Annotated in this window: 23 protein-coding genes and 1 tRNA gene; 14 read left to right on the top strand and 10 right to left on the bottom strand. The window is 68.3% G+C overall.

Annotated elements, in window-relative coordinates; genetic code table 11:
- Positions 1-299: 299 nt before the first annotated feature.
- The gene (locus tag A4R44_RS00920; RefSeq protein WP_067575468.1) at positions 300-890 is read right to left on the bottom strand and encodes a 5-formyltetrahydrofolate cyclo-ligase; all 591 of its coding nucleotides are present in this window, start codon (positions 888-890) and stop codon (positions 300-302) included.
- Positions 891-914: 24 nt separating this feature from the next.
- Between A4R44_RS00920 and A4R44_RS00925 the strand changes: the two genes are divergently transcribed.
- The 7 genes from A4R44_RS00925 to A4R44_RS48745 all read left to right on the top strand — a co-directional run bounded on the left by A4R44_RS00925 (position 915) and on the right by A4R44_RS48745 (position 6162).
- Positions 915-1820 (top strand): UTP--glucose-1-phosphate uridylyltransferase, encoded by a 906-nt coding sequence (locus A4R44_RS00925; RefSeq protein ID WP_067575470.1) that lies wholly within the window; start codon positions 915-917, stop codon positions 1818-1820.
- Positions 1817-3172: a gephyrin-like molybdotransferase Glp gene (glp, locus tag A4R44_RS00930; RefSeq protein WP_202507365.1), complete on the top strand. Its 1356-nt coding sequence runs from the start codon at positions 1817-1819 to the stop codon at positions 3170-3172. The genes A4R44_RS00925 and glp overlap by 4 nt, the downstream gene beginning before the upstream one ends.
- A 3-nt stretch (positions 3173-3175) precedes the next feature.
- The gene (locus A4R44_RS00935; RefSeq protein ID WP_067575472.1) at positions 3176-3835 is read left to right on the top strand and encodes a GNAT family N-acetyltransferase; all 660 of its coding nucleotides are present in this window, start codon (positions 3176-3178) and stop codon (positions 3833-3835) included.
- A 161-nt stretch (positions 3836-3996) separates the two neighbouring features.
- Positions 3997-4815, top strand: a complete 819-nt coding sequence (glpR, locus tag A4R44_RS00940; RefSeq protein ID WP_067575474.1) for a gephyrin-like molybdotransferase receptor GlpR — start codon at positions 3997-3999, stop codon at positions 4813-4815.
- Positions 4816-4888: 73 nt separating this feature from the next.
- Positions 4889-4961, top strand: a tRNA-Ala gene (locus A4R44_RS00945).
- Positions 4962-5123: 162 nt separating this feature from the next.
- Complete coding sequence (locus tag A4R44_RS47695; RefSeq protein ID WP_157904802.1) at positions 5124-5276, top strand: hypothetical protein; 153 nt, start codon at positions 5124-5126, stop codon at positions 5274-5276.
- Between the two features lie 676 nt (positions 5277-5952).
- A complete protein-coding gene (locus tag A4R44_RS48745) occupies positions 5953-6162 on the top strand; it encodes a hypothetical protein (RefSeq protein ID WP_198545130.1) in 210 nt (69 codons plus the stop codon).
- Between the two features lie 453 nt (positions 6163-6615).
- On the opposite strand, the gene A4R44_RS00955 is transcribed toward A4R44_RS48745, so the two are convergent.
- Positions 6616-8376 carry a chitinase gene (locus tag A4R44_RS00955; protein ID WP_067575476.1) on the bottom strand — a complete coding sequence of 587 codons (1761 nt, stop codon included), beginning with the start codon at positions 8374-8376 and terminating at the stop codon, positions 6616-6618.
- 885 nt (positions 8377-9261) lie between these two features.
- Here A4R44_RS00955 and A4R44_RS00960 point away from each other — a divergent pair.
- Positions 9262-10218 carry a LysR family transcriptional regulator gene (locus A4R44_RS00960; protein WP_067575478.1) on the top strand — a complete coding sequence of 319 codons (957 nt, stop codon included), beginning with the start codon at positions 9262-9264 and terminating at the stop codon, positions 10216-10218.
- Here A4R44_RS00960 and A4R44_RS00965 read toward each other — a convergent pair.
- The 3 genes from A4R44_RS00965 to A4R44_RS00975 form a co-directional block, all read right to left on the bottom strand.
- Complete coding sequence (locus A4R44_RS00965; protein WP_067575480.1) at positions 10215-11102, bottom strand: carbohydrate-binding protein; 888 nt, start codon at positions 11100-11102, stop codon at positions 10215-10217. The two genes, A4R44_RS00960 and A4R44_RS00965, sit on opposite strands and share 4 nt — an antisense overlap.
- A gap of 189 nt (positions 11103-11291) precedes the next feature.
- Positions 11292-11831 (bottom strand): helix-turn-helix domain-containing protein, encoded by a 540-nt coding sequence (locus tag A4R44_RS00970; RefSeq protein WP_067575482.1) that lies wholly within the window; start codon positions 11829-11831, stop codon positions 11292-11294.
- Positions 11832-11979: 148 nt separating this feature from the next.
- A complete protein-coding gene (locus tag A4R44_RS00975) occupies positions 11980-12813 on the bottom strand; it encodes a LysR family transcriptional regulator (protein ID WP_067575484.1) in 834 nt (277 codons plus the stop codon).
- Positions 12814-12883: 70 nt separating this feature from the next.
- Here A4R44_RS00975 and A4R44_RS00980 point away from each other — a divergent pair, with 70 nt between their 5' ends.
- Positions 12884-13201: a hypothetical protein gene (locus tag A4R44_RS00980; protein ID WP_067575486.1), complete on the top strand. Its 318-nt coding sequence runs from the start codon at positions 12884-12886 to the stop codon at positions 13199-13201.
- On the top strand, positions 13198-13929 hold the full coding sequence (locus tag A4R44_RS00985) for an SDR family NAD(P)-dependent oxidoreductase (RefSeq protein WP_232791453.1): 732 nt from the start codon (positions 13198-13200) through the stop codon (positions 13927-13929). The genes A4R44_RS00980 and A4R44_RS00985 overlap by 4 nt, the downstream gene beginning before the upstream one ends.
- Positions 13930-14587: 658 nt before the next feature.
- On the opposite strand, the gene A4R44_RS00995 is transcribed toward A4R44_RS00985, so the two are convergent.
- On the bottom strand, positions 14588-15679 hold the full coding sequence (locus A4R44_RS00995) for an NADH:flavin oxidoreductase/NADH oxidase (protein WP_067575491.1): 1092 nt from the start codon (positions 15677-15679) through the stop codon (positions 14588-14590).
- A 44-nt stretch (positions 15680-15723) separates the two neighbouring features.
- The gene (locus A4R44_RS01000) at positions 15724-16518 is read right to left on the bottom strand and encodes an IclR family transcriptional regulator (RefSeq protein ID WP_198545131.1); all 795 of its coding nucleotides are present in this window, start codon (positions 16516-16518) and stop codon (positions 15724-15726) included.
- Between the two features lie 56 nt (positions 16519-16574).
- On the opposite strand from A4R44_RS01000, the gene A4R44_RS01005 reads away from it, so the two are divergent.
- Entirely contained in the window at positions 16575-17489 is a 915-nt protein-coding gene (locus A4R44_RS01005; RefSeq protein ID WP_067575494.1) for a polysaccharide deacetylase, read from the top strand.
- Here the strand turns inward: A4R44_RS01005 and A4R44_RS01010 are convergent.
- Together A4R44_RS01010 and A4R44_RS01015 are read right to left on the bottom strand one after the other, a co-directional pair.
- The gene (locus A4R44_RS01010; protein ID WP_067575503.1) at positions 17442-18617 is read right to left on the bottom strand and encodes an MFS transporter; all 1176 of its coding nucleotides are present in this window, start codon (positions 18615-18617) and stop codon (positions 17442-17444) included. The two genes, A4R44_RS01005 and A4R44_RS01010, sit on opposite strands and share 48 nt — an antisense overlap.
- A gap of 23 nt (positions 18618-18640) precedes the next feature.
- Entirely contained in the window at positions 18641-19207 is a 567-nt protein-coding gene (locus tag A4R44_RS01015; protein ID WP_067575504.1) for a TetR/AcrR family transcriptional regulator, read from the bottom strand.
- A 783-nt stretch (positions 19208-19990) separates the two neighbouring features.
- Between A4R44_RS01015 and A4R44_RS47700 the strand changes: the two genes are divergently transcribed.
- The 3 genes from A4R44_RS47700 (at position 19991) to A4R44_RS01025 (ending at position 22300) form a co-directional block, all read left to right on the top strand.
- A complete protein-coding gene (locus A4R44_RS47700; RefSeq protein ID WP_157904803.1) occupies positions 19991-20143 on the top strand; it encodes a hypothetical protein in 153 nt (50 codons plus the stop codon).
- A 166-nt stretch (positions 20144-20309) separates the two neighbouring features.
- Positions 20310-21641 (top strand): sensor domain-containing protein, encoded by a 1332-nt coding sequence (locus A4R44_RS01020; protein WP_067575505.1) that lies wholly within the window; start codon positions 20310-20312, stop codon positions 21639-21641.
- Between the two features lie 11 nt (positions 21642-21652).
- Positions 21653-22300, top strand: a complete 648-nt coding sequence (locus A4R44_RS01025) for a response regulator transcription factor (RefSeq protein WP_067576503.1) — start codon at positions 21653-21655, stop codon at positions 22298-22300.
- A 121-nt stretch (positions 22301-22421) separates the two neighbouring features.
- Here the strand turns inward: A4R44_RS01025 and A4R44_RS01030 are convergent, their stop codons facing one another.
- Positions 22422-24128 carry a 2-isopropylmalate synthase gene (locus A4R44_RS01030; protein WP_067575506.1) on the bottom strand — a complete coding sequence of 569 codons (1707 nt, stop codon included), beginning with the start codon at positions 24126-24128 and terminating at the stop codon, positions 22422-22424.
- Between the last annotated feature and the right edge of the window lie 186 nt (positions 24129-24314).

Consider the following 24314-nt stretch of genomic DNA (forward strand, 5'->3'; position numbering starts at 1 on the left):
GCGGCATCGGGTTCGGGCGGCGGGTCACGACGGTGGTCATCGGGTTCGGCGGTGGGCTATGACGGCGGTCATCGGGTTCGGTTGGCGGCGCCGAACACGGTGACCGATCGAGTGGTCTTGACCACTTCCGCGCCGAGCCGCGTTGAGCCGAGCAGAGCCCGCGCCGAGCCGAGCAGCAGCTCGCGCTGTGTCGCGTTGAGCCAAGCGGCAGCTCGCGCTGTGTCGCGTTGAGCCAAGCGGCAGCTCGCGCTGTGTCGCGTTGAGCCGAGCGGCAGCTCGCGCTGAGCCGAGCGGCAGTCTCACCGAGCAGCGGCAGCCGTTGGCAGCTGGATGAGGCCGGAGGGCGTCAGGACGGCGGTCATGGGCACGTCGTGGGGTTCGGCCGGGAGACGGTTGACGACCTCCTCCGCGCGCACCACAGCCACGCGGGCGGTGTTGGGCGCGGCGGTCAGGGTGCGGTCGTAGTAGCCCGCTCCGCGACCGAGGCGGGTGCCGTGGCGGTCGACGGCCAGGGCTGGGATCAACAGGACCTGTGCCGAGGCCACCGCGGCGGTGCCCAGGCGTGGGCCGGATGGTTCCAGGACGCCGCGGAGGCGTCCGGGGACCAGGGCGTCCGGGCCGGTGTACTCGGCCCAGTCGAGCGGGCCGGGCGTGTCCGGGATGACTGGCAGCAGAACGCGCGCGGCCAGGGCGTTCACCAGGGAAATCTGGCCGGGTTCGGTGCCGAAAGGGAGGTACGCGCACACCGTTTCCGCGTGGATCGACGATGCCGCTGCCGCCAGGGCGGCTGCCTCGCGAGCGTGGGCTTCGGGGGGCAGTTCGGCGCGGGCGCGAAGGATTCGTGTCCGCCACTCCGCCTTGCTCGGGGTCTCATTGCCCGGCTCGTGCATGAGACCAGGTTAGGCTTTGCGCCCATGACGGGCGCCTCAACCACCCAGACCTTCAGAACCGCCATCGTGCCTGCCGCAGGCCTCGGCACGCGATTCCTGCCGACTACGAAAGCGGTGCCCAAAGAGCTGCTGCCAGTGGTCGACACGCCGGGGATCGAGATCGTCGCGACCGAGGCGGCGAGCGCGGGAGCGAAGCGGCTGGTGATCGTCACCTCGCCGGGCAAAGAAGCTGTCGTCCGGTACTTCGAGGCGATGCCGGACCTGGAGAAGACGCTAGAGGACAAGGGCAAGACCGAACTGCTGGCGAAGGTGCGCCGCGGGCCGGAGCTGCTGGACGTCGAGGTCGCGATCCAGGAACAGGCACTCGGGCTCGGGCACGCTGTCGCGCAGGCCGAGCCGAACCTCACCGACGAAGACACCGCTGTCGCCGTTCTCCTGCCCGACGACCTCGTGTTGCCCGCCGGGGTCCTCGACCGGATGTCGGCCGTTCGCGCCCAGTACGGCGGAAGCGTGCTTTGTGCCTTCGACATCCCGAAGGAGCAGATCTCCCCATACGGCGTCTTCGACGTCACCGACACCGACGACCCGGACGTCAAGCAGGTCCACGGCATGGTCGAGAAGCCCAAGCCGGAGGACGCGCCCTCGACCTACGCCGCGGCTGGGCGGTATCTGCTCGACCGGGCGATTTTCGACGCGCTGCGCCGGATCGAGCCCGGCGCGGGCGGTGAGCTGCAGCTCACCGACGCCGTCGCGCTGCTGATCCAGGAGGGACACCCGGTGCACATCGTCGTCCACCGCGGCGGGCGGCACGATCTGGGCAACCCGGGCGGATTCCTGCGCGCCGCCGTCGATTTCGCGCTTGAGGACCCGGATTACGGGCCGTCGCTGCGCACCTGGCTGACCGAACGGATCGGAAACGATCGCCCATGACGGACTCCCTCGATTCCACCCCCGCCGTCCCGACCGAAGACGTGGCCGAACCGGCAGTCCAGGCCGTCCCCGCGGCGGAATCGGCGGAAATCGTCGCCTCGCCGGAAGAATCCGCCGAGCCCGGCGATTTCCGCTCGGTCGACGAGCAGATCGCGCTCACCCTCGACGCCGCTGTGCGCCCGCGTCCGGTTCGCGTCGCGATCTCCGAAGCGCAGGGCCTGCTCTGCGCGGAGGAAGTGGTCGCCGAGCACGCGTTGCCCGGGTTCGACCAGGCGGCGGTGGACGGTTACGCGGTCCGCAGCGTCGATGTGCAGACCGCCGGGCAGGAACCGGTCCAGCTGCCGGTCGTCGGCGAAATCCCGGCTGGCTCGCGGCAGCCGCGACGGTTGCAGCCAGGCCAGGCGGTGCGGGTCGACACCGGCGCGCCGCTGCCCACGCTCGCGGACGCCGTGGTCCCGACCGCTTACACCGACGGCCACCAGGCCAAGGTCACCATCACCCGGTCCGTGCCGTCAGCGGGCTACGTGCGGCGGGCCGGCGAGGACGTGCAGATCGGCGATGTCGCGGTGCGCAAGGGCGACACCATCGGCTCCGCGCAGGTCGGGCTGCTGGCCGCGGTCGGCCGCGCGAAGGTGCTGGTCTACCCACGGCCGCGAGTGTCGATCGTGTCGGTCGGCGACGAGCTGGTGGACATCGACCGCACGCCGTCGGTCGGCCAGGTCTACGACGTCAACTCGTACGCGCTGGCGGCGGCCGCTCGCGACGCGGGCGCCGAGGTGAGCCGGGTCGGCATCGTGCCGGGCGATCCGAAGCGGCTGCGCGAGGTCGTCGAAGGACGGCTGCTGATGTCCGAGATCGTGGTCGTCGCGGGCGGGGCAGGCGGGTCTTCCGGCGACGAGGTGCACGCCGCGCTGTCCGACCTCGGGCACATCGACCTGACGAGGGTCGCGATGCACCCCGGATCGGTGCAGGGCTTCGGCAGGCTCGGCCCGGACTCGGTGCCGACCTTCCTCATCCCGGGCAACCCGATGAGCGCGCTCGTGGTGTTCGAGGTGCTGGTACGGCCACTGATCCGCACCGCGCGCGGCACGCGCAACCCGCACCGCCGGGTGGTCGGAGCGCGGCTGCTGTCGTCGATCACCTCGACGAAGGGCCGCCGCGGCTACCTGCGCGGCCAGCTGCTGCGCGACGAGGCGAACGGCGAGTACCTGGTGCAGCCTCTTGGGACCTCGGGGGCGCACCTGCTCGCGTCGCTGGCCGAGGCCAACTGCCTCATCACCGTCGAGGAAGATCTCACCGAGGTGGCCGCGGGCGACCAGGTCAAGGTCACCTTCCTCGCCCAGCGCGCCTGATCCGTGGCCGCACTCGCCGACTCGGTCGAAAACCGGCATCCCGGCTGGCCCGCCACGCTCGGCCCCCTGCGGATCCCGGCAGGCGTGCTGGCCGTGCGCCCGGTGCGGTTGCGCGACGCCGGCGAGTGGAGCCGCGTCCGGCTGCGGGACCGCGAGCACCTTGAGGAGTGGGAGCCGACCGGGATCGGGCCGTGGGCCGACCGCAACGCGTTCTGGTCGTGGCCGTCGCAATGGGCGGCGTTGCGCGGGCTCGCGCGGCGGGGGCAGTGCCTGCCGTTCACGATCACGGTTGACGGAAAGTTCGCGGGGCAGATCACTGTCGGTAATGTGATCCGCGCCGCACTCCGGTCGGCCTGGATCGGGTATTGGGTGTCGTCCGAGATCGTCCGGGGAGGCGTGGCCACCGCGGCCGTCGCCCTCGTGACAGATCACGCTTTCGATGCCGCCGGGCTGCACCGGCTGGAAGCCACCGTGCGGCCGGAGAACAACGCCAGCATCCGCGTGCTCACCAAGGCCGGATATCGGCAGGAAGGGCTGTTCGAGCGGTACCTCGATGTCGCCGGAGCCTGGCGTGACCACCTGTGTTTCGCCGTGACAAAAGAGGAGACCGGCGACGGCCTGGTGTCCCGGCTGGTGGCGTCCGGCCGCGCCGACCTGGCCTAACGGTGACTACGCGTGCTAAACCGATCACGCGTTACCACATCCTGTGAGATTCACCTAATGCGGTGATGCATTTTCGTGATCGAACCCGGCGAGTCTGCGCCTCCTGTGTGACTGTTGTGGCTAGCGTGACTACAGCAGAGGATCGGGGGAGGTGACGGGAGATGCCCAGCTCGGTGATCATCGTCGCGCTCGCCGCGGCATGGCTCGTCGTTCTCGTGCCCATGGTGGCTCGCAAACGCCAGCAAGTCGCGCGGACGCCAACCTCCGCGCTGGCCGCCCGGGTAGTGCGAAGGGGCAGTGCTCGCAACGAGGGACAGGAGGACGACGCCATGCCCGACAATGCGAATCCTTCGGTGGAGGATGATCTCGCCGAACTCGAGGCGGAACTCGACGCTGACCTGGACGCCGAGCCCGAAGCCGAACCGGAGCCGCTCCCGCAGCCCTCGCGCGCGGAACGCGCCGCCGAGCCGCGCCGCGAACGCCGCAGCTACCGGCCTGGCCGGGGCGGCTTCGACCCGGAGGCAGCGGAGATCGCGGCCAAGGCGAAGTACGCGTTCCGTCAGCGGGTGGTCGTGATCCTGCTGATCGCCGCCGTCGTGACGGCCGCGATCGCCGGATTCGCCATCTCGCTCGCGTGGTGGGCGCACGCCGCGGTGGACCTCGCCCTCGTCGGCTACCTCGTGTACCTCCGCCGTCAGGTCCGCATCGAGAACGAGATCCGGCAGCGCCGGATGGCCCGTTACTCGACGACAGCTCCTGCTCCCTCTTACGAGGCGTACGACTCCCTCGAAGCGGAGGAAGAAGAGGACGTCGAGGTCGTCGCACCCGAGGTGCCGCGCGACATCGTGGAGCGCAAACCGTCCCCGATGTCCCGCATTCGCCGCCAGGCGGTCGTGGTCGACCTGGACGACGAGGATCCCGCGTTCGAGGAACTCGCCGAGCCCAGTGCGAGCCCGTACCGCCGGGCAGTAGGAGAGTGACCCCCGCTGTTCGGTGCCTGGAGGGCGCTGCTAAGCTTTCCAAGCACTGAACAACAGGGGCTCACGCTCCTGAGGGGCTGTAGCGCAGTTGGTAGCGCGTCTCGTTCGCATCGAGAAGGTCAGGGGTTCGATTCCCCTCAGCTCCACCGCAAGTCAGAGGCCCTTTCCGGGAAATCGGGAAGGGCCTTTTTCGTGCCTGTACAGCGGCAAAGTACAGCAGTGGTAGTGGGTCGTGACCTCGCGGACCTGCGGGCGATCATTCTTCTCGAAATGGGTTGTTGGAGAGGCCAGGGACAACCTGCGGGCCGATGTCCGGCCTGGGCGCGCGGCCGGTGCTCAGCGTGCGGCTGGACTCCGGGCTGCTGAACGGGATCGCGCCCGACGCGCCCGGGCTGGCGTGCTGCGGGAGTTGCCGGGCTTGGCGCACCGGGTTGGCGCGGAGGCGATCGTGGATGGCTTGACGACTGCGGAGCGGGCGCGGTTCTGGCTGGACGGGACCGTGCTGGCGCTGGGTGACTACTGCGAGGTCCGGAGGAGCTGGCCGTCGCTTTCGGGGACTCCGGTTGGCGGACGGCGTAGGGATTTTCGGTTCCGGCAGCGGGTTGCCGCTGTGCGCCATGGAGTATTCCGTCCAGATCGTCGACAACCATCGCGGAAGCGAGAGAGCCGCACTGCCCGGAGCGAACTGGGGAGGGCACGGCACCGAGGTTGCCGAAGTACTCCGGCGCATGCGGGCCTGCGCTTCTGCGGCGCTTGATGCGGAGCGCCGCATCACTGCGATTGTTACCGGTCGCCGGCCAATTTTGTAACGTTCGACGATCACGAGCCGACCCGGATCGCAACGGAGGGGAGAGGCTGCGCCGTCCGGATGGTCCGGAGGTCTCTTGATTCAGCTCACGACCGACGAGCGGCTTATCTGGCGGCGGCTGCGCGACTGCGCTCGGGCGGGGTCCCCGGACCAGCCCGAGGACGCCCGCATCTACTACCGAGACCTTGGGCCGCTGGTTGATCCAGCCGGCCGGTGGCGCTATCCGATGAGCCGGCCACCCTTCCGGCGGGCTCAATGACGCCCTAGGCCGGGTCAGCCAATACGAACACGAGCACGGTCGGCCGCTGCTGAGTTCGCTGGTCACCAGCATGGTTGACGGCCAGCCTGGCAAGGGGTTCGCTCAGTTCGCCGCCTCGCTGGGGTTCGAGGTTGCCGATCCGGAGTCGTTCTGGCGAGAGCAACTCGCCCGGACGGTCGCCTACTGGTCGTCTGCGGATGACACGGTGCTGCTCGATGCGGCGGTTGATCGCGTGCTAGGCGCACTGGACGGACTGTTCGGCTCGCGGGGTCGCGAATGACGGTTCCCCTTCGTGCGGGTCCGACCATAAGGAGGATCAGTGCCTATATTGTTGCCGCCGTAATAATGAAGGGCGGAGAAGTCGTCGATTTTAAAGCAGATGGCGCTGGTGCGGACGTTTTGAGCATCGGGCTTGTGCGGAAGAGCTTCACGGCGGGCTTCGTCAGCGTCTGCGCGCGAAAGCTTTCCCGAGGACTGTCTGTTCGGCTTCAAGGATGGGCAGTTTCGCCAGCAATGTCCAGCTGCGCTTGCTCGCAATCGAGCAGACTTAATCTTGGGGTATGAAGTTCAATGCGATGCATTGTTTTCTCTTTTCGGGAAACCCGCGCAGCCGGATGCGCGGATCACCTCAATTTCCATCTCAAATATCGCTCTGAAGAGCAACCTTGGAGAATTTCCGGCAGGTGTCCCCATGGCCATCCGCGTTTAGGCCTCACATCGTGCTTTCGATCGCTCAGCCGAGTCCGTCCAGGAACGGCCGGTGCGCGTTCTGGAAAGCCCAGTTGTAGTACCGATCCCAGTTCACCGACCAAGTCATCAACCCCCGCAGTGCGGGCGACGGCCCGCCGCGCAGGGTGTATGAGCCGCAGCCGGTTCCGTGGGCCAGGCAGGTCACGGCGGTTTGGACTTCGGACGGAGAGACGTAGCCGTTGCCTGCGCTGACGGCTGCGGGGAGGCCGACGGCGATCTGGTCCTCGCGTAGGCCGGGGAAAGTCTGGCCGGTGTTCGCGACCTTGAAGCCGGACTTGAGCATGTCGGTCATCGCGATCAGGAAGTCCGCGCCGCCCATGGTGTGGTACTGGTTGTCCAATCCCATGACTGGGCCCGAGTTGTAGTCCTGGACGTGCAGCACCGTGAGCGAGTCGCGCAGGGCGTAGATGACCGGCAGGTACGCACCAGTACGGCTGTCGCCGCCGCCGGCGCCTCCGTAGAACTGGTAGCCCACCTGGACGAAGAACGTTTCGGGGGCCATCGTCAGGACGAATTTGGCTCCGTATCGGGCTTTCAGGGTCTTCAAAGCCGAGATCAGGTTGACGATCACTGGTGTGGTCGGGTTGTGGAAGTCTGTGTCGCCCGAGTTCAGGGACAGGGACTGGCTTTCGAAGTCGACGTCCAAGCCGTCAAGGCCGTATTTGTCGATGATCGCCGCGACCGAGTTGACGAAGTTGTCGCGGGCGGCGGTAGTGGTGAGCTGGACTTCGCCGTTCTGGCCGCCGATCGAGATCAGGACCTTCTTGCCCTGCGCCTGTTTCGCGCGGATCGCCGCGATGAAGTCCGCGTCGCTTTCCACGCCGGGGCATTCGGTGGCGGAACAGCGGTTGAAGCGGACGTCGCCGGAGGTCACCGAGGTTGGTTCGGCGAAGGCCAGGTCGATGATGTCCCACGCGCTCGGGACGTCGGCGAGCTTCAGGTACCCCGAGCCGTTCGCGAAGCTTGCGTGGACGTAGCCGATCAATGAGTGTTTCGGCAGGCCGGTGCTGGTGCAGCCGCTGGTGGTCGCGGAAACTGTGGGAGTGTGGGCGGATTCGGCTTTGTCGTTGTAGGCGGTGACTGAGTAGCTGTGCGAGGTGCAGGCGGTCAGGCCGGAAAGCGTTGTGGACGTGCCGGCCACGGTGGCGCGCAGGGCGTTGTCTTCGTAGACGCGGTAGCCGGTGACGGTGCCTGCGGCTGCGCCCCAGTTCAACGCGATCGACGTGTCGGCCACGGTGCCGACGGTCGGGCTTCCTGGGACGCCGGGGGCGTCGGGCGTGTCGCCGCCAGGGCCGTCGAGTACTACGTCGTCGACGTGGTACGTGCCGGCGCCGTACCAGCCGTGCAGGTACAGCTCCGCGGATGTCTGGTTCGCGGTGGTGGTGAAGGACAGCGAAAGCTGGCTGTACGCGGATGCGTTGGTCCACGTGGAGGAGCCGCCGGTGACGCCGAGGTAGACCGGCGCGCCTTGCACCCAGGCGGAAACCGAGTAGGTCGTGCTGGGGCGCACGGGCACCGTTTGGGTGCATTGACCCTGGTCAGAAGCACCGGGGGCGACGGCTAGGGCATAGGTTCCCGAGTGCACCGGCGTCTTCACGGCGGCACCTGCCGGGCAGGTCCAGCCGGATGTCGAACCGGCTTCGAAACCGGGGTTGGCGAGCAGGTTCGCCGCCTGCGCTGGCCCGCCGACGACAAGTCCGGCTGCGGCTAGCAGGAGCACGACGAGGAAACGAGCACGCTTCATTGCGGTTCCTCCGGTCCGATGCGACCCCCTGGCTCGTTATTGTCTAGACCACTCGCGAAGTTGTCCAGACCTATCGGACCGACGAAAGTCGGGATCAGATGTTGAGGTCGAAGCCCTGGACGTACTAGGCGCCCTCGGGCTTCCGCCTTGAAGGTGAGCCGGTGGCTCCGACGAGTTCGAGGCTGCGCAGGGTGTGGCCGTCGAGCTTGACCTCTCCGGACGCGTTGGCCTCGTCCACGGTGACTTTCCTGGTAGCGGCAGCGTGCCGCCGGGCCTGGCCCAGGCGTCGTGCAGCGGCTCGGCGCTCTTGCACAGCGTCTTTGCCGGGCGGCAGCACGGGAGCGCTGACAGGCAGGCTTTCGCGTAGTGCTTCCGCAGGATCTGGCTGACCCAGCGTTCGACTGCGGTCTGGTAGGCCGGGTACCGGACGCGGGCTGCCGCGTCCCGGACGGCTGGGGAGCGCTGTTCGGCGCCGAGGCGGCTGGTCCGGCGAACTGGCCGCTTCGGTCGAACCGCACGCGGCCAGGATCGCTGGTGCTAGGGCGGCGCGTGTTCTTGCCGTCGCGAAAAGTCTCCTCGGATTTCGGCCGCGGAGGCGTCAGTCGAGTACCGCAAGGGTTCCTCGCGGCCAGGAGCGGCCTCCAGGCCAGCGATGGCAGGGAGAGGACGTTCGCCCAGGTGGCATCGGCCAGTTCGGTGGTCTTCAGCCCTGCCGACGGCGCGCGGCGGCGGTTCCTCCAGCGTTTCGGAGTTCTCCCTCTCCAACGGAACCCCGTCTGGCAGCGGAGGAGTGATTTCGCGGCCGAGTACCGACTCGCGTCGGTAATTCCTCACGATCTGCGGCGTTACAGTGACCAGGCGAGAGGGGTTGCGGCCGGAGGAGTCATGGAGCTGGAACTGCGCCATCTGCGCGCGCTCGTGGCCATCGCCGACGCGCACAGTCTCGTTCGCGCGGCCAAGACGTTGCACGTGTCTCAACCGGCGTTGTCCGGGTTGCTGCGGCGCGTCGAGCGGTCGGTCGGCGGGAGTTTGTTCGCGCGCTCGCCGACCGGGTGTGTGCCCACGGCGCTCGGCGAGGACGTTGTCGCGGACGCGCGGGCGGTGCTGGCCGGGATGTCCGCGCTGACCGAGCGGGCCGGCGTGCGGCGGGAGCCGGGTGGAGCGGTGCGCATCGGCGGGTATAGCGGGTTTTTGCATCTCGCGTTGGCGAGGTGGTTGCGGGATCAGCCGTGGTGTGCCGGGGTCCGGGTGCATGAGGAGCAGGACGAAGCCCGGACGTTGGCGGCGCTCGCGGACGGGGAGCTTGATCTCGCGCTGGTTTATCTTGCGCCGCTTCCGGACCGGATCGTTCCGGACGGCGTCGAGAGCATCGTGGTGCAGGCGCGGGAGCCGGTTTTCGTGATTCTGGCCGAAGATCATCCGCTGGCCTCGCGCGGGGAGATACCGCTGGCGGAGCTGGCCGGGTATCCCTGGGCGGACGATCCGCCGTGGACGACTCGGTGGTCGGTGTACTTGCAGGAGGTCTGCCGACAGCGCGGCGTCGTACTCGATCAGCCGCATCGGCCGCAGTGCCTGGCTACGTTGCTGGACTTGGTGCGCGAGGGCATGGCGGTCGCGCCGGCGTTGGCGACTCGCGAGGATCGGCAGGGCGGGATCGTGGTGCGGGCGATCGAGGACGCACCGCTGTGGCAGGAGCTGCGGTTGTGTTACCGGCCGGGCACGGCGGTCGCGGACCGGGCCGGCGAGATATCCCGGAAGGTGGCCCGCGATTACGCCGACCGGCAGGGGTGCAGTGCCGCGTTCGACCGCTGGTGGCACGCACCCCTGCCAGCCGGGGCTTAGACGGTGACGCGCCAGTTGCTGTTCGGCGTCGGCACCTCGAACCGCAGCGACGAGCAGCTGTAGTCGCTGGGGTTCGGGTTGGCGGTCGGCTGCAACGGCGAGTTCGACTCCGTCGCCGGCGTCCACTGGCCGCCGATGCGCAGTTGCAGCTGGCTGGATTCGAACACCTTGCCCTTGGCGTCCGAGCAGTAGTAGGCCTGGCCGGTCGACGGGTCGACGGTCGAGTACAGCTCGAAGATGTCCCAGCCCTCGTTGAGGGTGCTCTGGTCGCTCCCGCTCTGCGAGAACAGGTCGTCCCACTTGCCGGTCTTCACGTTGTAGAGCGAGGCGGTCCAGCGGTTGCTGCCCGCGTCGGTCTGGACCTCCTGCACGGTGAACGCCGGGTGTCCATCCACTGTGGACGTGTAGGTGGAGAGGAACGAGCTGTCCAGTGGGACTACCTTCGCCGGTCCGATCGTCCCGCACCAGTCCCAGGCCCAGACCTGACCGCCCTGGTCGAGCCCGTACGCGGTGACGACCTCGATGCAGGAATGCCCGGTGGGCTTGACCGTCGGGGCGTAAACGACGTCCGCGCTGTTCGAGAGCCGGAGGTCGGGGACGACACTGTGCGTGACGAGAATTCCGTCCGCGCCGCTGGAGAGTTGCGGTTCAGGGCCCCAGAAGGTGTGCTGCTGCGCGTCGAGCCGCGGTTTGACGGAGCGGCCGGCTTTTTCGCGACGCAGTTTGAGGAACTTGTCCGCCGCGGTCCCGGCGGCGGCTTTCGCGGCGGCCCCGGTCAGCCCGGGCACCACCCCGCTGTCCGGCGCCGCGGAAACCGGCGGGCTGCCGGCGACGACGGCCGCGGCCGCCAGGGCGGAAGTGAGCAGGGCAAAGAGTTTCCGCATCGATGCATCTCCTCGTCGTGGGCGAAGGAAACGCGCGGAGGGAAAAGGGTGTCCGTCCGCGGGACACGGATGTTAAGCCGGGATTTTTGGTGCTAGGCACCGACTTTCGATGGTGGGTTCGGATCGGCGCAGGTCAGCGCGGGCATAGGTTTTCCCCTACGCCTTGGGTTATGCCGCCACATGGAGCAATCAGCGTGTCTTGGCCCGGACGCGGATGCGCTCGCCCTGACTGCCGAACATGCTGAGGATTTCGACCGGACCCTCGCCGGTGCTGCCGAACCAATGCGGAATCCGGGTGTCGAATTCGGCGACCTCGCCCGCTTTGAGGACGACGTCGTGTTCGCCGAGCACGAGCCTGCCCTTGCCGCTGAGCACGCAGAACCATTCGTGACCGGGATGAGTGCGCGGTTCGGGTTCGCGTCGGGCGGCGTCGAAGATCATCTTGAGCGATTGCAGCCGGCCGGGCTGCCGGGTGAGCGGTACGACGGTCCGGTCGCTGCGCGTGACCGGTTGCAGCGGGGCGGTGCCGACCAGTTCGTCCAGCGGGACCCGGTGCGCGCGGGCGATGGGGAGCAGCAGTTCGAGGGTGGCCTTGCGCTGGCCGGATTCGAGACGGGAGAGGGTGCTGATGGAGATGCCGGTCGCGTTCGACAGTTCGTCCAGGGTGCGGTTCCGTTGCCGCCGGAAGTGCCGAAGCCGGGGTCCGACCGCGGCGATGATGTCCTCCACCAGGCCAGCATGACACTTCTGGCCGCAGGACTGAACGCAATTAGCCCGACGGCTGTCCGCGATCGACCGCGGGCGGATGTTTCGCCTGCTCGCGTGTTCAGGCCCGGAAGCCCCTGCCAGGTTGCCGCTGGCGGCTTTCAACCGAGCTTCACCGGACCGAATTCAGCGCCGCGTTCACGAACGAGGCCACCTGCGGCCGCCGGTCCTGCTCATTCCAGGCGAGCACCAGCTGGCTGGGCGGAGCGTCCGCGATCGGCACGCAGACCACATCCGGCGGGACCTGGTCGACCAAAGACCGCGGCAGTACGCCGACCATCCGCTCCAGCGAGATGAGGTGCAGCAGCTGGACCACGTCAGCCACCTCCGGGCCGGTTCCGTCGAGGCCGGGCACGCCCTTCCAGGACGGCAGCGGTTCTCCGTCCAAATCGGACAGCCGGACGGACGCGTGCTGTGCCAGCCGGTGCGTGCTGGGGACGATGGCCACGCGGTCCTCGGCGTGCAGGGTTTCGTGCGCAAGCCTGGTCAGGTTGTCGAACGGGACGAACAGGAGGCCGACGTCCGCGCGGCCGCTGAGGAGGAAGTCGGCGCGGTCGGCGGGGCCGCTGAAGAGGATGTCGACCTGGTGCGCGTCGGGATGATGGGAGTACTCGGCGAGGATTCCGGACAGCAGTCCGGCGTCCCCGCCAGGTTTGAGCACCAGGCGCAGGTGGCTTTCCCCGGCGCGGCGGGCGTTGCGGGCGGCGGCGCTGACCGCGTTGAGCGCGTGCCGTCCGTGTTCCTGGAGCGCCTCGCCGGCCGCGGTCAGTTCGACGTGGCGGCTTGAGCGGGCGAACAGTTGCACGCCGAGCCGGGTTTCGATGCGTTGGATCGCCTTCGAGAGCGCTGGCTGGGCGATCGACAGCCGTACGGCAGCCCGGCCGAAGTGCAGTTCGTCGGCGACCGCCAGGAAGTACTCAAGTTCGCGCGTCTCCAGCTCAGCCATGCCTCCAGGTTATCGCCAAATAGCGAATCGGTCTTGGACTTCCGGTCGGAACCAGGGCAAAACTTGAAGCATGATCACGCACACGATGCTTGTTTCGTTCGAACAGCCGCTACCCGACGGTGAGCTGGATCAGTACCTCAGCGATATCAAACAGGCCATGCTGGCGACCGGGTTCGCCGAGTCGGTACAGACCAGGCGCCACCTGCCGATCCCCGGTGAAGACGCCATCCCGGCGCTGATCGCGACGGCGATCGTCCAGGTCACCCTCGCCGACCTCGACACGCTGGCCAAGAGCTTCACCGCACCTGAACTGCACGAGGTGATCGAGAAGTGGCAGGCGCGGTATTCGTACCGCGTGGCCTGGGCGAACCACGAGTCGCTCGGGTGAACCGGCGGTGTGGGCTCGTCACCGGGGCGGGCAGCGGGATCGGCCGGGCAGCGGCGATCGGGTTCGCGCGCACCGGGGCAGCGGTGGCCGTGCTGGACATCGACGAGGCGGCCGCGGCGGAAACCGTCGAGATGATCAAGAAGGACGGCGGGGAAGCGCTGGCCGTCCAGGTCGACATCAGCGACGAGTCTTCGGTGCAGGCCGCGGTGAAGCAGGCAGTCGAGGCGTACGGCGGGCTCGACTTCGCGGTCAACAACGCCGGGTTGTCGTCGCATAAACGCGTCGACCAGCTGACCCTCGCCGAGTTCGAGCGCGTCGTGCAGGTGAATCTGTCCGGGACCTTCCTCTGCATGAAGTACGAACTGCCGCACCTGAAGGGCGGCGCGATCGTGAACGTCGCATCCAACGGCGGGTTGTACGCGATCCCGAACGCGCCGGCTTACGTCGCGGCGAAGCACGGGATTGTGGGCCTGACCAAGGTCGCGGCGGTGGACTACGCGGCAGACGGCATCCGCGTCAACGCGGTGTGCCCTGGGCCGACTCGGACGCCGGGGTTCGACAAGTGGGCTGCCGACCCCGCTGTGATCGCCCGGCAGGAGGCGATCACTCCGCTCGGCAGGCTGGCCACTCCGGAGGAAGCCGCCGCGGCCGTGGTCTGGCTTTGCTCGGACGCCGCGTCGTACGTCACCGGGACGACGTTGTCGGTCGATGGCGGACGGCGGGCGTAGCTCTTGACGGTGCGCGGCCCACCTGCACCGCGCCTGGAGTTCGCCGGTCAGGAGCTTGGCGGTCTCGGCGGAGGATTCGACGGGGAAGTGGCGGCTGCCGAGGTCGACCAGCTCGATCCGGATCCGGTCGCCGTAGCGCTCGATCGCCTCCTTGGCGATGATCGAGCGCACGGCGAACAGCGCGACCGGTTGGGCGACCTCGCGCAGCGCCGCGTCCAGGTCCCAGCGCACCAGGCCTTCGAGCGAGTGCAGTCCAGCCGGCTGGCGTGCCGAGCCCATCTTCTCGGTGTAACGGTCCACTAAGGACGGATCGGTGCCCTCGGGCGCACCGGCTTCGACCATGCCGCGCATCGCGCCGGCGAAGTTCTCCCGGAACGGCCGCGGCAACGCTTGCACGTCGTCCTCGCTCTGCGCGGGGAACAAATTCAAGTAGTGCAACACCTCAAGCGCGGTTACCCGGGTGACCGTGTCCGGAAGCAGCCGGGCGGTCTCGACCGCGACCGTGAGTCGCCGTGCTCGACGATCGTGTCGAAGTCCCCGCGGTCACAGCCCCAGCCGTGGATGAGCGTCAGCGTGGGTCCGTCGGCGGGACCGGTCGCGGTGTAATGGATTCTCGTGCCGTCCGGACGGCCGGTTTCGTGATTCATGGTGCAGTCCATCAGAAAGCGCGGTGGTAGCGGACGGGCCAGGCGTCTTTGGGCTGGTTGCGCAGGGCGAGGTACGGGTCGCGCAGCAGCGAGCGGCCCATCAGCACGGCATCGGCCCTGCCCTCGCGGATGATCTGGCCCGCGGCCGCCAGATCGGTGATCTGGCCGACCGGCGCGACGGCCAGCCCGGACGCTTCCTTGAGCGTGGCGGCGAAATCGACGTTCACGCCTTCCCGGCTCGGCGGGCGGGCGCCCCGGTCGCGGACGAGCACGCCGGACGTCACGTCGAGCAGGTCGATCCCGATGGCCGCCAGTTCCTTGGCGAACTCCGCGGCGTCGTCGAGCGCGATGCTGCCCTCGACCCAGTCGGTGGCGGTGATGCGAACGAACACCGGCTTGTCCTCGGGGAACGCCTCCCGCACGGCGCGGGCCACGCGCAACGGGAAGCGCATCCGGTTCCGCGGGCTCCCGCCGTACTCGTCGGTGCGGTGATTGGACAGCGGGGACAGGAACTGGTGCAGCAGATAGCCGTGCGAGGCGTGGATTTCGACGGCCTGGTAACCGGCCAGTTCGGCCATCCGGGTCGCGTGTGCGAAGTCCTCGACGACCTGGTCCAGGTCAGCCGCGGTGGCCGGGCGGGGCACCGCCAGGTCGCCGAACGGGATTGCCGACGGCGCGATCAGCTCCCAGCCGCCGTCGACGACCGGCACCGGTCCGTTCTGCCCGTCGCCGACCCACGGGACCTGGTGCGATCCCTTGCGGCCGACGGCGTTCAGCTGCACCGCGGGCACCGCGCCGTGGCCCGCGACGAACGAGGTCAGCCTCCGGTGCGCGAGCGCCTGTTCCTCGTTCCAGATCCCGAGGTCGGCCGCGGTGCACCGGTTGCCGGGGCTGATCGCGGTGGCCTCGACCATGACCAGCCCGACGCCGCCGATCGCGCGGGGGCCGTAGTGCGCGAGATGCCATTCGGTCGGCAGCCCGTCCGGGCCGGCCGCGTACTGCGCCATCGGGGACATCCAGACGCGGTTGCCGAAGGTGACATCGCGCAAGCGCAACGGGGTCGTCTCCGGGAACTCCGCGCTGGACGCACTGAACTCACTCATGCCACTAGACGGTACGCCTCATTCCGCAATGCGGCACACAGGTGTCAGTTCTCGGCGAGCAGGCGGCTGACCTCTGCTGCTGCCGCCACGACCAGCGGCGCGAAGGTCTTCTCCTGCGCGCGGGTGTAGCGCATGTCCGGAATCGCGAGGGTGATCGTCGCCACCGGCCGTCCGGCCGGATCCGTAATGGCCGCACCGATCGACGACACCTGCGGGCGGTACCACGACGAGGACCCGTTGAGCGCGTATCCGCGCTTCGCGGTCAGGGCGATGTCGCGGCGGAGGGCGACGAAATCCGGTCCCGGGTTCTGGGCGAACTCGGGAAGTTCGTGGGTGAACAGCTCCTCGACCTCGGATTCGTCGAGCCGGGCCATGATCGCCGTGCCGCCGGAAGTGGCCAGCAGCGGGATGCGCGTGCCGACGTCCAGCACAACCCGCACGATCTGGTCGGTGTGCTGGGTGGCGACGATGACCAGGTTGTCGCCGTCGCGTTCGGCCAGCATGACGGTTTCGTCGGTCTCCGCGGCGAGCCGTTTGATGACCGGGCCCGCGACCTCCTTGAGGTCCGGCTTTCCGCAATCGCGCAGACCGAGCGCCAGCACCCGCGGCGCGACGCCCCAGCGAGCGCGTTCGGCGTCCACGACTTTCAGCCATCCTGCCTGCTGAAGCGTCATCAGCCCGCGCTGCACGGTGCTCTTCGGGATCTCCGTGCAACGCGCCAGCTCGGAGACGCCGATCGGCTGTCGCTGGGCGACTTCCTCGAAAACTCGCAGCGTGCTGAGGACGCTGTTCATCGTCCGGACCCCGCTGGCCGGTTTGTCGGCCTCCTCGTCGTGCATGTGCCTCATCGTGGCACAGCGATACGATGAAGCCTCGCGTCGCAGGGGGAGGAAGCATGACCGAACCGTGGCAGTGGAACGAGCAGACCTGGCGGGGCCACGTCGATCGCGTGCGTGCCGGGCGGCCGTTGCGGCCGGAATCCTGGCCGGGCGGGGCGCGGGCGGCCGTGGCGTTGTCGTTCGACTCCGACCACGAGACGATCTCGCTGCGCGACGGCCACGTGCTGCCGGGCAAGCTCTCGCAAGGCGAGTACGGCTCGCGGGTCGGCGTGCCGCGGGTGCTGAAGCTGCTGGAGCGGTTCGGGGCGCCGTCGACGTTCTTCCTGCCCGCGGTTTCGGCGTTGCTGCACGACGGCGAGGCACAGTCCTATGTGGACGCCGGACACGAGGTCGCCTTGCACGGCTGGATCCACGAAAGCAACGCTCAACTGCCGCCCGCCGCCGAACGCGACCTCACCTTCCGGGCCGCCGACACGGTGGAACGGCTCACCGGCACGCGTCCGGTCGGCATCCGCACCCCGTCGTGGGACTTCTCCGAAAGCTCCCTCGCGATCATCCGCGAACTGGGCCTAGCCTACGACTCCTCGTTGATGGCGGACAACGACTGCTACGAGATCCTCGCCGACGGCGAACCGACCGGCATCGTCGAGCTTCCGGTGGAATGGATCCGCGACGACGCGCCGTATTTCACGATGAACCGCTTCGGCTCGCAGCGCCCCTACACTCCGCCGCGGGAAGTGCTGCCGATCTGGCGCGACGAGTTCGACCTCGCGCTGGCCGAGGGCGGCCTCTTCCAGCTCACCATGCACCCGCACATCATCGGACATCGTTCCCGCATCACGATTCTCGCCGAGCTGCTGGAGCACATCGCTTCGCACGACGGGGTTTGGTTCGCTACGCACGCGCAAGTCGTCGACTACGTGTCAACGCCGATGAATGACAGCCACGACAATGCCGACGGCCGCGGCTAACGCTCCAGCCAGAACGAACGTCGTCCCCATCCCGACGGCGTCGATCACCGGCTGCGCGATCAGCGGCGACGAGAACTGTCCGAGGAACAACGCGGAGGTCAGCAATCCCAGCGACCTGGTCCGAACCCCACGCGACGCGGTGGAGACCAGCCATCCGTTGACGGTCGGGTTCTGCAACCCCACGCCAAGTCCGACCACGACCATGCCCAGCGCAGCCGTCCACAACGCACCCGCGCTACCCAGGACGACCAGCCCGACGGCGAACGCGGCGAACATCGCGATGGCCAGCACGGGGAAGGACCAGCGGGCACGCAGCCGGCGGAAGTTCAGTCCCACCAAGGTCATCACCAGGTTGACCGCGGCGATCAAGGCTCCGGCGACAGCCGGTCCCGCGCCGCCGACTTCGGCCAGCCAGAACGGAGCCTGCGTCGGAACGGTGTAGAAGACCACGACGCCAATGAAGATCAGCGCGTACAATCCGAGCAGGCGCGGTTGCCACGGCGACGCGGCAGTGGTGGTGTCCGTCGGGTCGGCTGGCTGGCCGGGTGCGTCGGGAACGAATCGCAGCACGAGCGCCAGCATCGGAATCGCCAGCAGGTAAATGGCGAAGGGCCCCCGCCAGTCCAGCGCGGCCAGCAATCCGCCGAGCAGCAGTGCGACGACGCCGCCGAAACCCATTGCCGCACCTTGTAATCCGAGCACCCGGCCGTGTTCCTCGGGATCATGGTGGTCGGCGATCAATGCGGTGGACGTGGTCATGATCCCGGCGATGCCGATCCCGAGCACGGCCCGTCCGACGAGCAGCGCGGGAAGGGAATCCAGCAGCAGACCGGATCCGCCGCCGACGGTGTAGAGGGCGAGGCAGGCGAGCAGCAGAGGTACGCGTCCGGTCCGGCCGCTCAGCTTGGCGAGCAACGGCGCGGACACCATGATCGCCAGCCCTGGCAACGTAAGCACCAGCCGGACGAGAAGTTCCGCGTGCGGTTCGGCGGCGAAGTGCCGCTGCATGCCCGGCAGGGCGGGCGTGATCGTGGCGCTGGCCATGATGGTCATGGTGCTGACGCCGAGCAGCGTCGCCAGCAGGGATCTCGGTGGGCGCCGTACTCCGGCGTCAGTCGTTTCGGTCACGAGGCCGAAGGTAGAACTTAAAGTTAACTTGAAGTCAATGCCGAGACCGCGTGCTGGAACTGGGGTGCGGTGGGAGCGGAATCCGGTGCGGCGAGCCAGATCAGGGACGCGCCGTTGAGCACCGCGTGGTACAGCTGCGCAAGCCCGGCCAGCTCGGACGGCGGAAGTTGCGGATGGACGGCGCCGAGGATCTTCGTGAGCGCGTCGGTGCTCTGCCGCATCGCCGGTGCCATCGTTGTCTGCGGATCGCCGCTACGGACGAGACGCGTGAAGTGTTCCAGCGACGTCAGCAGGTGGGTGTGCACTGAGGCGAACGCCTCGGGCAGTCGTCCGCAGAACTCGGCGAAAGTCTTGCCGGGTTCGGCTCCGGCCGGGGTCTCGCGGAGGGTTTGTTCGATCCAAGCGCCCAGTGCGTCGCCGATGGCTTCGGTGGCGGCTTGCGCCAGCAGCGCGTCTTTCGTGCCGAAGTGATAGCCGATCGCGGCCAGGCTGACGCCCGCTTCGGACGCGATGTCGCGTGCGGTCGTGCTCAGGCCGCGTTCGCGCAAGCAGACGCGAGCGGCTTCCAGAAGATCCTCTCGGTTGCCCACGGGCCACACCTCACCCGGCTGTCTGAGACGACGTCTTGCACAATGTTCTAGGCTGGCATCACCTTCAGACCAGTGAAAACACCAAGGATAGTGATCAGCGCCGCCGTGCTCGAACGCGCGGACGGGCCGCCGATCGGCGGCCACACGGTGGGCTTGCGCGGGCACGGTCAGGACGTCCTTCGCGAATGGGGCTGCTCGACGACGTGCTCGCGTCGCGGGCGGCGGAGGAGCGGATGGTCTCGGTCGGCCGGGACGGTCGCGAGTTGTGGCGGATGCCCGCATAGGACGTCGAGATTGGTCGCGGGGACCTGAACGCGGTGCTGGAGAAGGCGTCCACCGCGGACGTCCACTATGGAGAACACTTGGTAGACGTCGACGTCACGGCCGCTGGCGTTCGGGTGGAGACCGGATCGGCGCGGACCTCCTGGTGGTTGCTGAGGGGACCCGGTCACCTGTCAGGACACGGGTGTTTCCCTCCCCGCGAATTCGGCTCCGACATGCGGATGTCCGCTGGCGGCGGGGTGATGGTCGCCATCCGACCGGGGCGCGCCAGTGGCCAAGCGTTGATCGCGGTACGCGCCCCGCGACGCGAAGACTTTGCCCGAGGTGGTGCGGCGCAGCGGAAATTCGTCGCGGACAGCATCAAACGGGCCGGGACAGCGGACGATTGGCACCTGCCGTCAGCGCTCGACGCGATCGCGCACGACCCCGGATTCTACTGCGACGAGCTGGTGAAGGTCGCCGCTCCGTCGCGGTCCACTGGGCGGGCGGTGCTGCTCGCCGATGGCCGGGCACGGCACCGCGGTGGCGATCATGGGCACGGAGGCGTTGGCCGCTGCGGTCGAGGCAGGCGACCTCGGCAGTCACGAAACCCGGATGCGCCGGTTCGTCCACTGGGGACGACGACGCTCAAGCGGTGGGCTCCCGACACTGTGAGGCAGGCGCGGCGGAACGCGATGGCGATGCGGATGTTCACGCGCACGCCCCTGCGCCGCTTGCTCGCGCGGGCGGGCAACCTGCCCCCGTGGTATGCCTAGCCCTACCTCCAAGACTATGGGAAAGCTGATCGAACCCGGGCAGCACGCTGGCTAATCTGGATCTCGTGGCTACCGTCTCTACGACCGCGAAACCGCGCACTGTGCTGGATGCCTTGCCGCATCGGACGTTCCTGATTTCCTCCTGGCCGTGGCGGGCGCTGCTTTACGGGCTCAGCACCGGGCCGATGACGCTGCTGTTCGGCCTTCCGTTCGGGTGCTGCCTGCTGCCGCTCGCGGTGCTGGTCAGCCGCGTCGTGCACGGGCAAACCTCCGACCTGGGGCTCGTCGCGGTGTTCTCGGTGTTCGGCATGCTGTTGTTCCTGAGCGCGGGCCCGGCCTGGGCGGCGGTGGTCGCCGGGGTCGAACGGCAGCGGCTGCGCATGGTCGACCTCAATCCGGTGACTGTCCCCTTGGGACCGATCGGCGAACCGGGCTGGTGGCCCCGAATGCGGACCCGGTACACCGAACCGGCGGCCTGGCGCGAACTCGGGTACGCGGTTCTGTTGTGCACTGCGATTCCCGCGTTGTACTCAGTGGCCGGAATGGTCGCGTTGTTCGCGGTGGTTCTGGTGGCAAGTCCGCTGCTCGTCAACGCGAATGACACGATTTCCGTTGGCTTCACTGAGGTTTCCACCCCGGGGGCGGCGGTGCCGTACGCGCTGGCCGGTGTGGTGCTGCTCGTGCTGTCGGGCTATCTGCTGTCCGGTTTCGCTGGTCTGCACGCGATGCTGGCCCGTTCGCTGCTCACCGACGGGGCCGCTGAGAAGCTCCGCGGCGAGCTGACCGAGGTGTCGCAATCCCGCACCCGGTTGTTGTCGGCGTTCGACGCGGAACGCAAGCGCATCGAACGCGATCTGCACGACGGCGCGCAGCAGCGGCTGGTCGGGCTGAGCCTGCAACTCGGGCTCGCGAAGGTCGATCTGCCACCGGATTCCGCGGCGGCGAAAGCGGTGTCGGACGCGCATGACCAGGCGAAGAAGCTGATGGTCGAGCTACGCGAGCTGATCAACGGAATCCACCCGCGCGCGCTCGCTGAACTCGGTTTGCCCGCCGCGTTGGAGGAACTCGCCGACTGCTGCGCGGTGCCGGTCACCGTGGACGTGGTGGTGCCGGTGCGATTGCCGGAATCGGTGGAATCCACTGCCTACTTCGTGGTGGCCGAGTCGCTGACCAACGTCGCCAAGCATTCCGCGGCCAGTTGCGCCTCGGTGACCGCCGGAATTGCCGGCCGGGTGCTTACCATTGAGGTATGGGACAACGGAGCTGGCGGTGCTGAGCCGTCACGCGGCACGGGGATCACCGGGTTGAGCGACCGGATTGCCGTGCTGGGCGGACGGATGTGGGTGCGCAGTCCGATCGGCGGGCCGACCGTCGTGCGAGTGGAGCTGCCGTGCTGAGGGGCGAGCCGATGCGGGTCGTCCTCGCCGAAGACGAGGTGCTGCTGCGCGAGGGATTGTGCGGTTTGCTGGAGCGGTTCGGCTTCGAGGTCGTCGCCTCGGTCGGCGATGCCGAGGGCCTGCACGCCGCCGTGCGCGAGCACGCTCCAGACCTGGTGCTCACCGACATCCGGATGCCGCCCGGCCATTCGGACGAGGGGCTGCGTGCCGCGGTCGAGCTGCGCCGCACGCGCCCGGAGCTGGCCGTGGTGGTGCTGAGCCAATACGTCGAACACCACCACGCGGCCGAGTTGCTCGACTCCGCCGAGGGGCGCGGGGTCGGCTACCTGCTGAAGGACCGGGTGGTCGACGTCGAGGAATTCGTCGGGACGCTGCGCCAGGTCGTGGACGGCGGCACGGCGGTGGATCCGCAGGTGGTGCGCCAGCTGCTGCGCCGCCGGGCCGACCCGCTCGCCCGGCTGTCGGCGCGGGAACGGGAAGTCCTGTCGCTGATCGCCGAGGGGCACTCCAACGCGTCGATCGCCCGGCGGCTGGTGGTGTCCGAAGCCGCGGTGGGCAAGCACGTCGGGAGCATCCTGTCGAAACTCGACCTCCCGCCGACGGATGACGGGAACCGTCGGGTGCTGGCGGTGCTGGCGTTTCTTCGCGGTAACGGCTGAGGCGGTGCGAGCGCGGTTCGCGCTCGCACCGCTGGGTTTTCTGATCCGGGCTAAAGCAGGCCGACCCTGAAGCGGCACGCAACCGTTGCAGCGAAGTCATTCGGCCGTGGCTGTGGCCGGATTAGTAACGATCGGCACAGTGGGCCGCGTTCACCACCGCGGTCAAGCTGGCCGCGAGTACTGAACGATCGCGCCCGGCTGTCCATTGTGTACCGCTGTCAGTGCGATACTCCAGCAGAGTCAACGCTTCGCTGTGGTTGCCGGAGCCGATGCTCGTTTGGTGCAAGGCCACGATGTCCACCTTTCGCCCGTGCTCGCCGAGCGCCGCGGTGAGCGCTTCGACCGGTCCGGTTCCGGTGTGCGTGCTGGTGTGCTCGATCCCGTCGACGCGCAGGGTGATGCTGGTGTGTTCGTCGGCGGAGTTTTCGAAGCGAGACAACGCGATTGCCGGGTTCGGCTGGAGGTAGGCGGCTTCGAAGAGCTGCCACAGTTCGGTCGCGGTCACCTCGTGGCCGGAGCCGTCGGCGTGGTCTTGGACGCGGCGCGCGAAGTCGATCTGCAGCCGCCGTGGCAGCGTGATTCCGTACTCGTTTTCCAGCAGGTAGGCGATTCCGCCTTTGCCGGACTGCGAGTTCACCCGGATCACGGCGGCGTAGTCGCGGCCGAGATCGGCGGGGTCGATCGGCAGGTACGGGACGTGCCAGTCCAGTTCGTGCGCGGGCACGCCGGTTTCCGCGGCGCGCGCGTGATGTTCGGCGAAACCCTTCTTGATCGCGTCCTGATGGGTGCCGCTGAACGCGGTGTGCACGAGGTCGCCGACGTACGGATGCCGGGCGTGGACCTCGATCCGGTTGCAGTACTCGACAGTGCGGCGGATCTCGTCGATGTCCGAAAAGTCGATCATCGGGTCGACGCCCTGTGCGTGCAGGTTGAGCGCGAGCGTCGCCAAGTCGACGTTGCCCGTGCGCTCGCCGTTGCCGAAGATGCAGCCCTCGACGCGTTCGGCTCCGGCCAGCACGGCGAGTTCGGCGCAGGCGACACCGGTGCCGCGGTCGTTGTGCGGGTGCACGGAGAGGATTACCGAATCGCGGCGGGCGAGGTTGCGGTGCATGTACTCGATCTGGTCGGCGTACACATTGGGCGTCGCGATCTCGACGGTCGCTGGCAGGTTCAGGATCACCGGACGGTCCGGGCTCGCCTGCCAGGTTTCGGTGACCGCGTCGCAGACTTCCAGGACGTAGTCGGGTTCGGTGAGGTTGAAGACCTCGGGGGAGAACTCGAAGCGGATGTCCGGCAGGTCGCCGGCCGCGCGCAGAACGTCGCGGGCGCCGTCGAGGATCAGTTCTTTCAGCGACGCCTGATCGTGGCCGAGGACCACCGTGCGCCAGGTCGGCGCGGTGGCGGTGTACAGGTGGATCACGACGTCGTTGCGGATGCCGCGAACGGACTCGACGGTGCGCTCGATCAGGTCACGCCGCGCCGGGGTGAACACGACGATGGTGACGTCTTCCGGAGCCAGCTCGGTGTCCGCGAGCAGCCGGACGAAGTCGTAGTCGGTCTGCGAGGCGGACGGGTAGCCGACCTCGATTTCCTTGTAGCCCATGCTGATCATCAGCTCGAAGAACCGGCGTTTGCGCGCCGGGTCCATCGGTTCGGCCAGTGCCTGGTTGCCGTCGCGCAGGTCGACCGGCACCCAGAGCGGGGCTTGAGTGATTCGGTTGCCGGGCCAGGCGCGGCCGGTGTTGGGGACGTCGACGCGCTGGTAGACGTCGCGGTAGCGGTACGACGGCATGCGGGAGGCTCGCTGCCGGTTCCCAACGGTGTTCATCTGCGGTCCTTCAGGTGGTCGGAAGCCGACCGGCGCGCGTGCTTGCCCCACGGCGGGGGGCCGGTCCGGTCAGGCCCCGCCGTGGCGGCGAAGGAGAAGGAAGCGCGTGAACATCGAGGCGGAGCGTAGCACAACTCCTCAGACAAGTAGCGGGGTTAGGGCAAGCCGCCGCGGCGGGCGGCGCGA

The organism is Amycolatopsis sp. M39, assembly GCF_001651785.1.
Classification (GTDB): Bacteria; Actinomycetota; Actinomycetes; order Mycobacteriales; family Pseudonocardiaceae; genus Amycolatopsis; species Amycolatopsis rubida.

Excerpts from the sequence above, each read along its gene's own strand:
- A4R44_RS00920 (WP_067575468.1), bottom strand. The coding sequence starts at position 890 with ATGCACGAGCCGGGCAATGAGACCCCGAGCAAGGCGGAGTGGCGGACA.
- A4R44_RS00925 (WP_067575470.1), top strand. The coding sequence starts at position 915 with ATGACGGGCGCCTCAACCACCCAGACCTTCAGAACCGCCATCGTGCCT.
- glp (WP_202507365.1), top strand. The coding sequence starts at position 1,817 with ATGACGGACTCCCTCGATTCCACCCCCGCCGTCCCGACCGAAGACGTG.
- glpR (WP_067575474.1), top strand. The coding sequence starts at position 3,997 with ATGCCCAGCTCGGTGATCATCGTCGCGCTCGCCGCGGCATGGCTCGTC.
- A4R44_RS47695 (WP_157904802.1), top strand. The coding sequence starts at position 5,124 with ATGTCCGGCCTGGGCGCGCGGCCGGTGCTCAGCGTGCGGCTGGACTCC.
- A4R44_RS48745 (WP_198545130.1), top strand. The coding sequence starts at position 5,953 with ATGGTTGACGGCCAGCCTGGCAAGGGGTTCGCTCAGTTCGCCGCCTCG.
- A4R44_RS00955 (WP_067575476.1), bottom strand. The coding sequence starts at position 8,376 with ATGAAGCGTGCTCGTTTCCTCGTCGTGCTCCTGCTAGCCGCAGCCGGA.
- A4R44_RS00960 (WP_067575478.1), top strand. The coding sequence starts at position 9,262 with ATGGAGCTGGAACTGCGCCATCTGCGCGCGCTCGTGGCCATCGCCGAC.
- A4R44_RS00965 (WP_067575480.1), bottom strand. The coding sequence starts at position 11,102 with ATGCGGAAACTCTTTGCCCTGCTCACTTCCGCCCTGGCGGCCGCGGCC.
- A4R44_RS00975 (WP_067575484.1), bottom strand. The coding sequence starts at position 12,813 with ATGGCTGAGCTGGAGACGCGCGAACTTGAGTACTTCCTGGCGGTCGCC.
- A4R44_RS00980 (WP_067575486.1), top strand. The coding sequence starts at position 12,884 with ATGATCACGCACACGATGCTTGTTTCGTTCGAACAGCCGCTACCCGAC.
- A4R44_RS00995 (WP_067575491.1), bottom strand. The coding sequence starts at position 15,679 with ATGAGTGAGTTCAGTGCGTCCAGCGCGGAGTTCCCGGAGACGACCCCG.
- A4R44_RS01000 (WP_198545131.1), bottom strand. The coding sequence starts at position 16,518 with ATGCACGACGAGGAGGCCGACAAACCGGCCAGCGGGGTCCGGACGATG.
- A4R44_RS01005 (WP_067575494.1), top strand. The coding sequence starts at position 16,575 with ATGACCGAACCGTGGCAGTGGAACGAGCAGACCTGGCGGGGCCACGTC.
- A4R44_RS47700 (WP_157904803.1), top strand. The coding sequence starts at position 19,991 with ATGGCCGGGCACGGCACCGCGGTGGCGATCATGGGCACGGAGGCGTTG.
- A4R44_RS01025 (WP_067576503.1), top strand. The coding sequence starts at position 21,653 with ATGCGGGTCGTCCTCGCCGAAGACGAGGTGCTGCTGCGCGAGGGATTG.
- A4R44_RS01030 (WP_067575506.1), bottom strand. The coding sequence starts at position 24,128 with ATGAACACCGTTGGGAACCGGCAGCGAGCCTCCCGCATGCCGTCGTAC.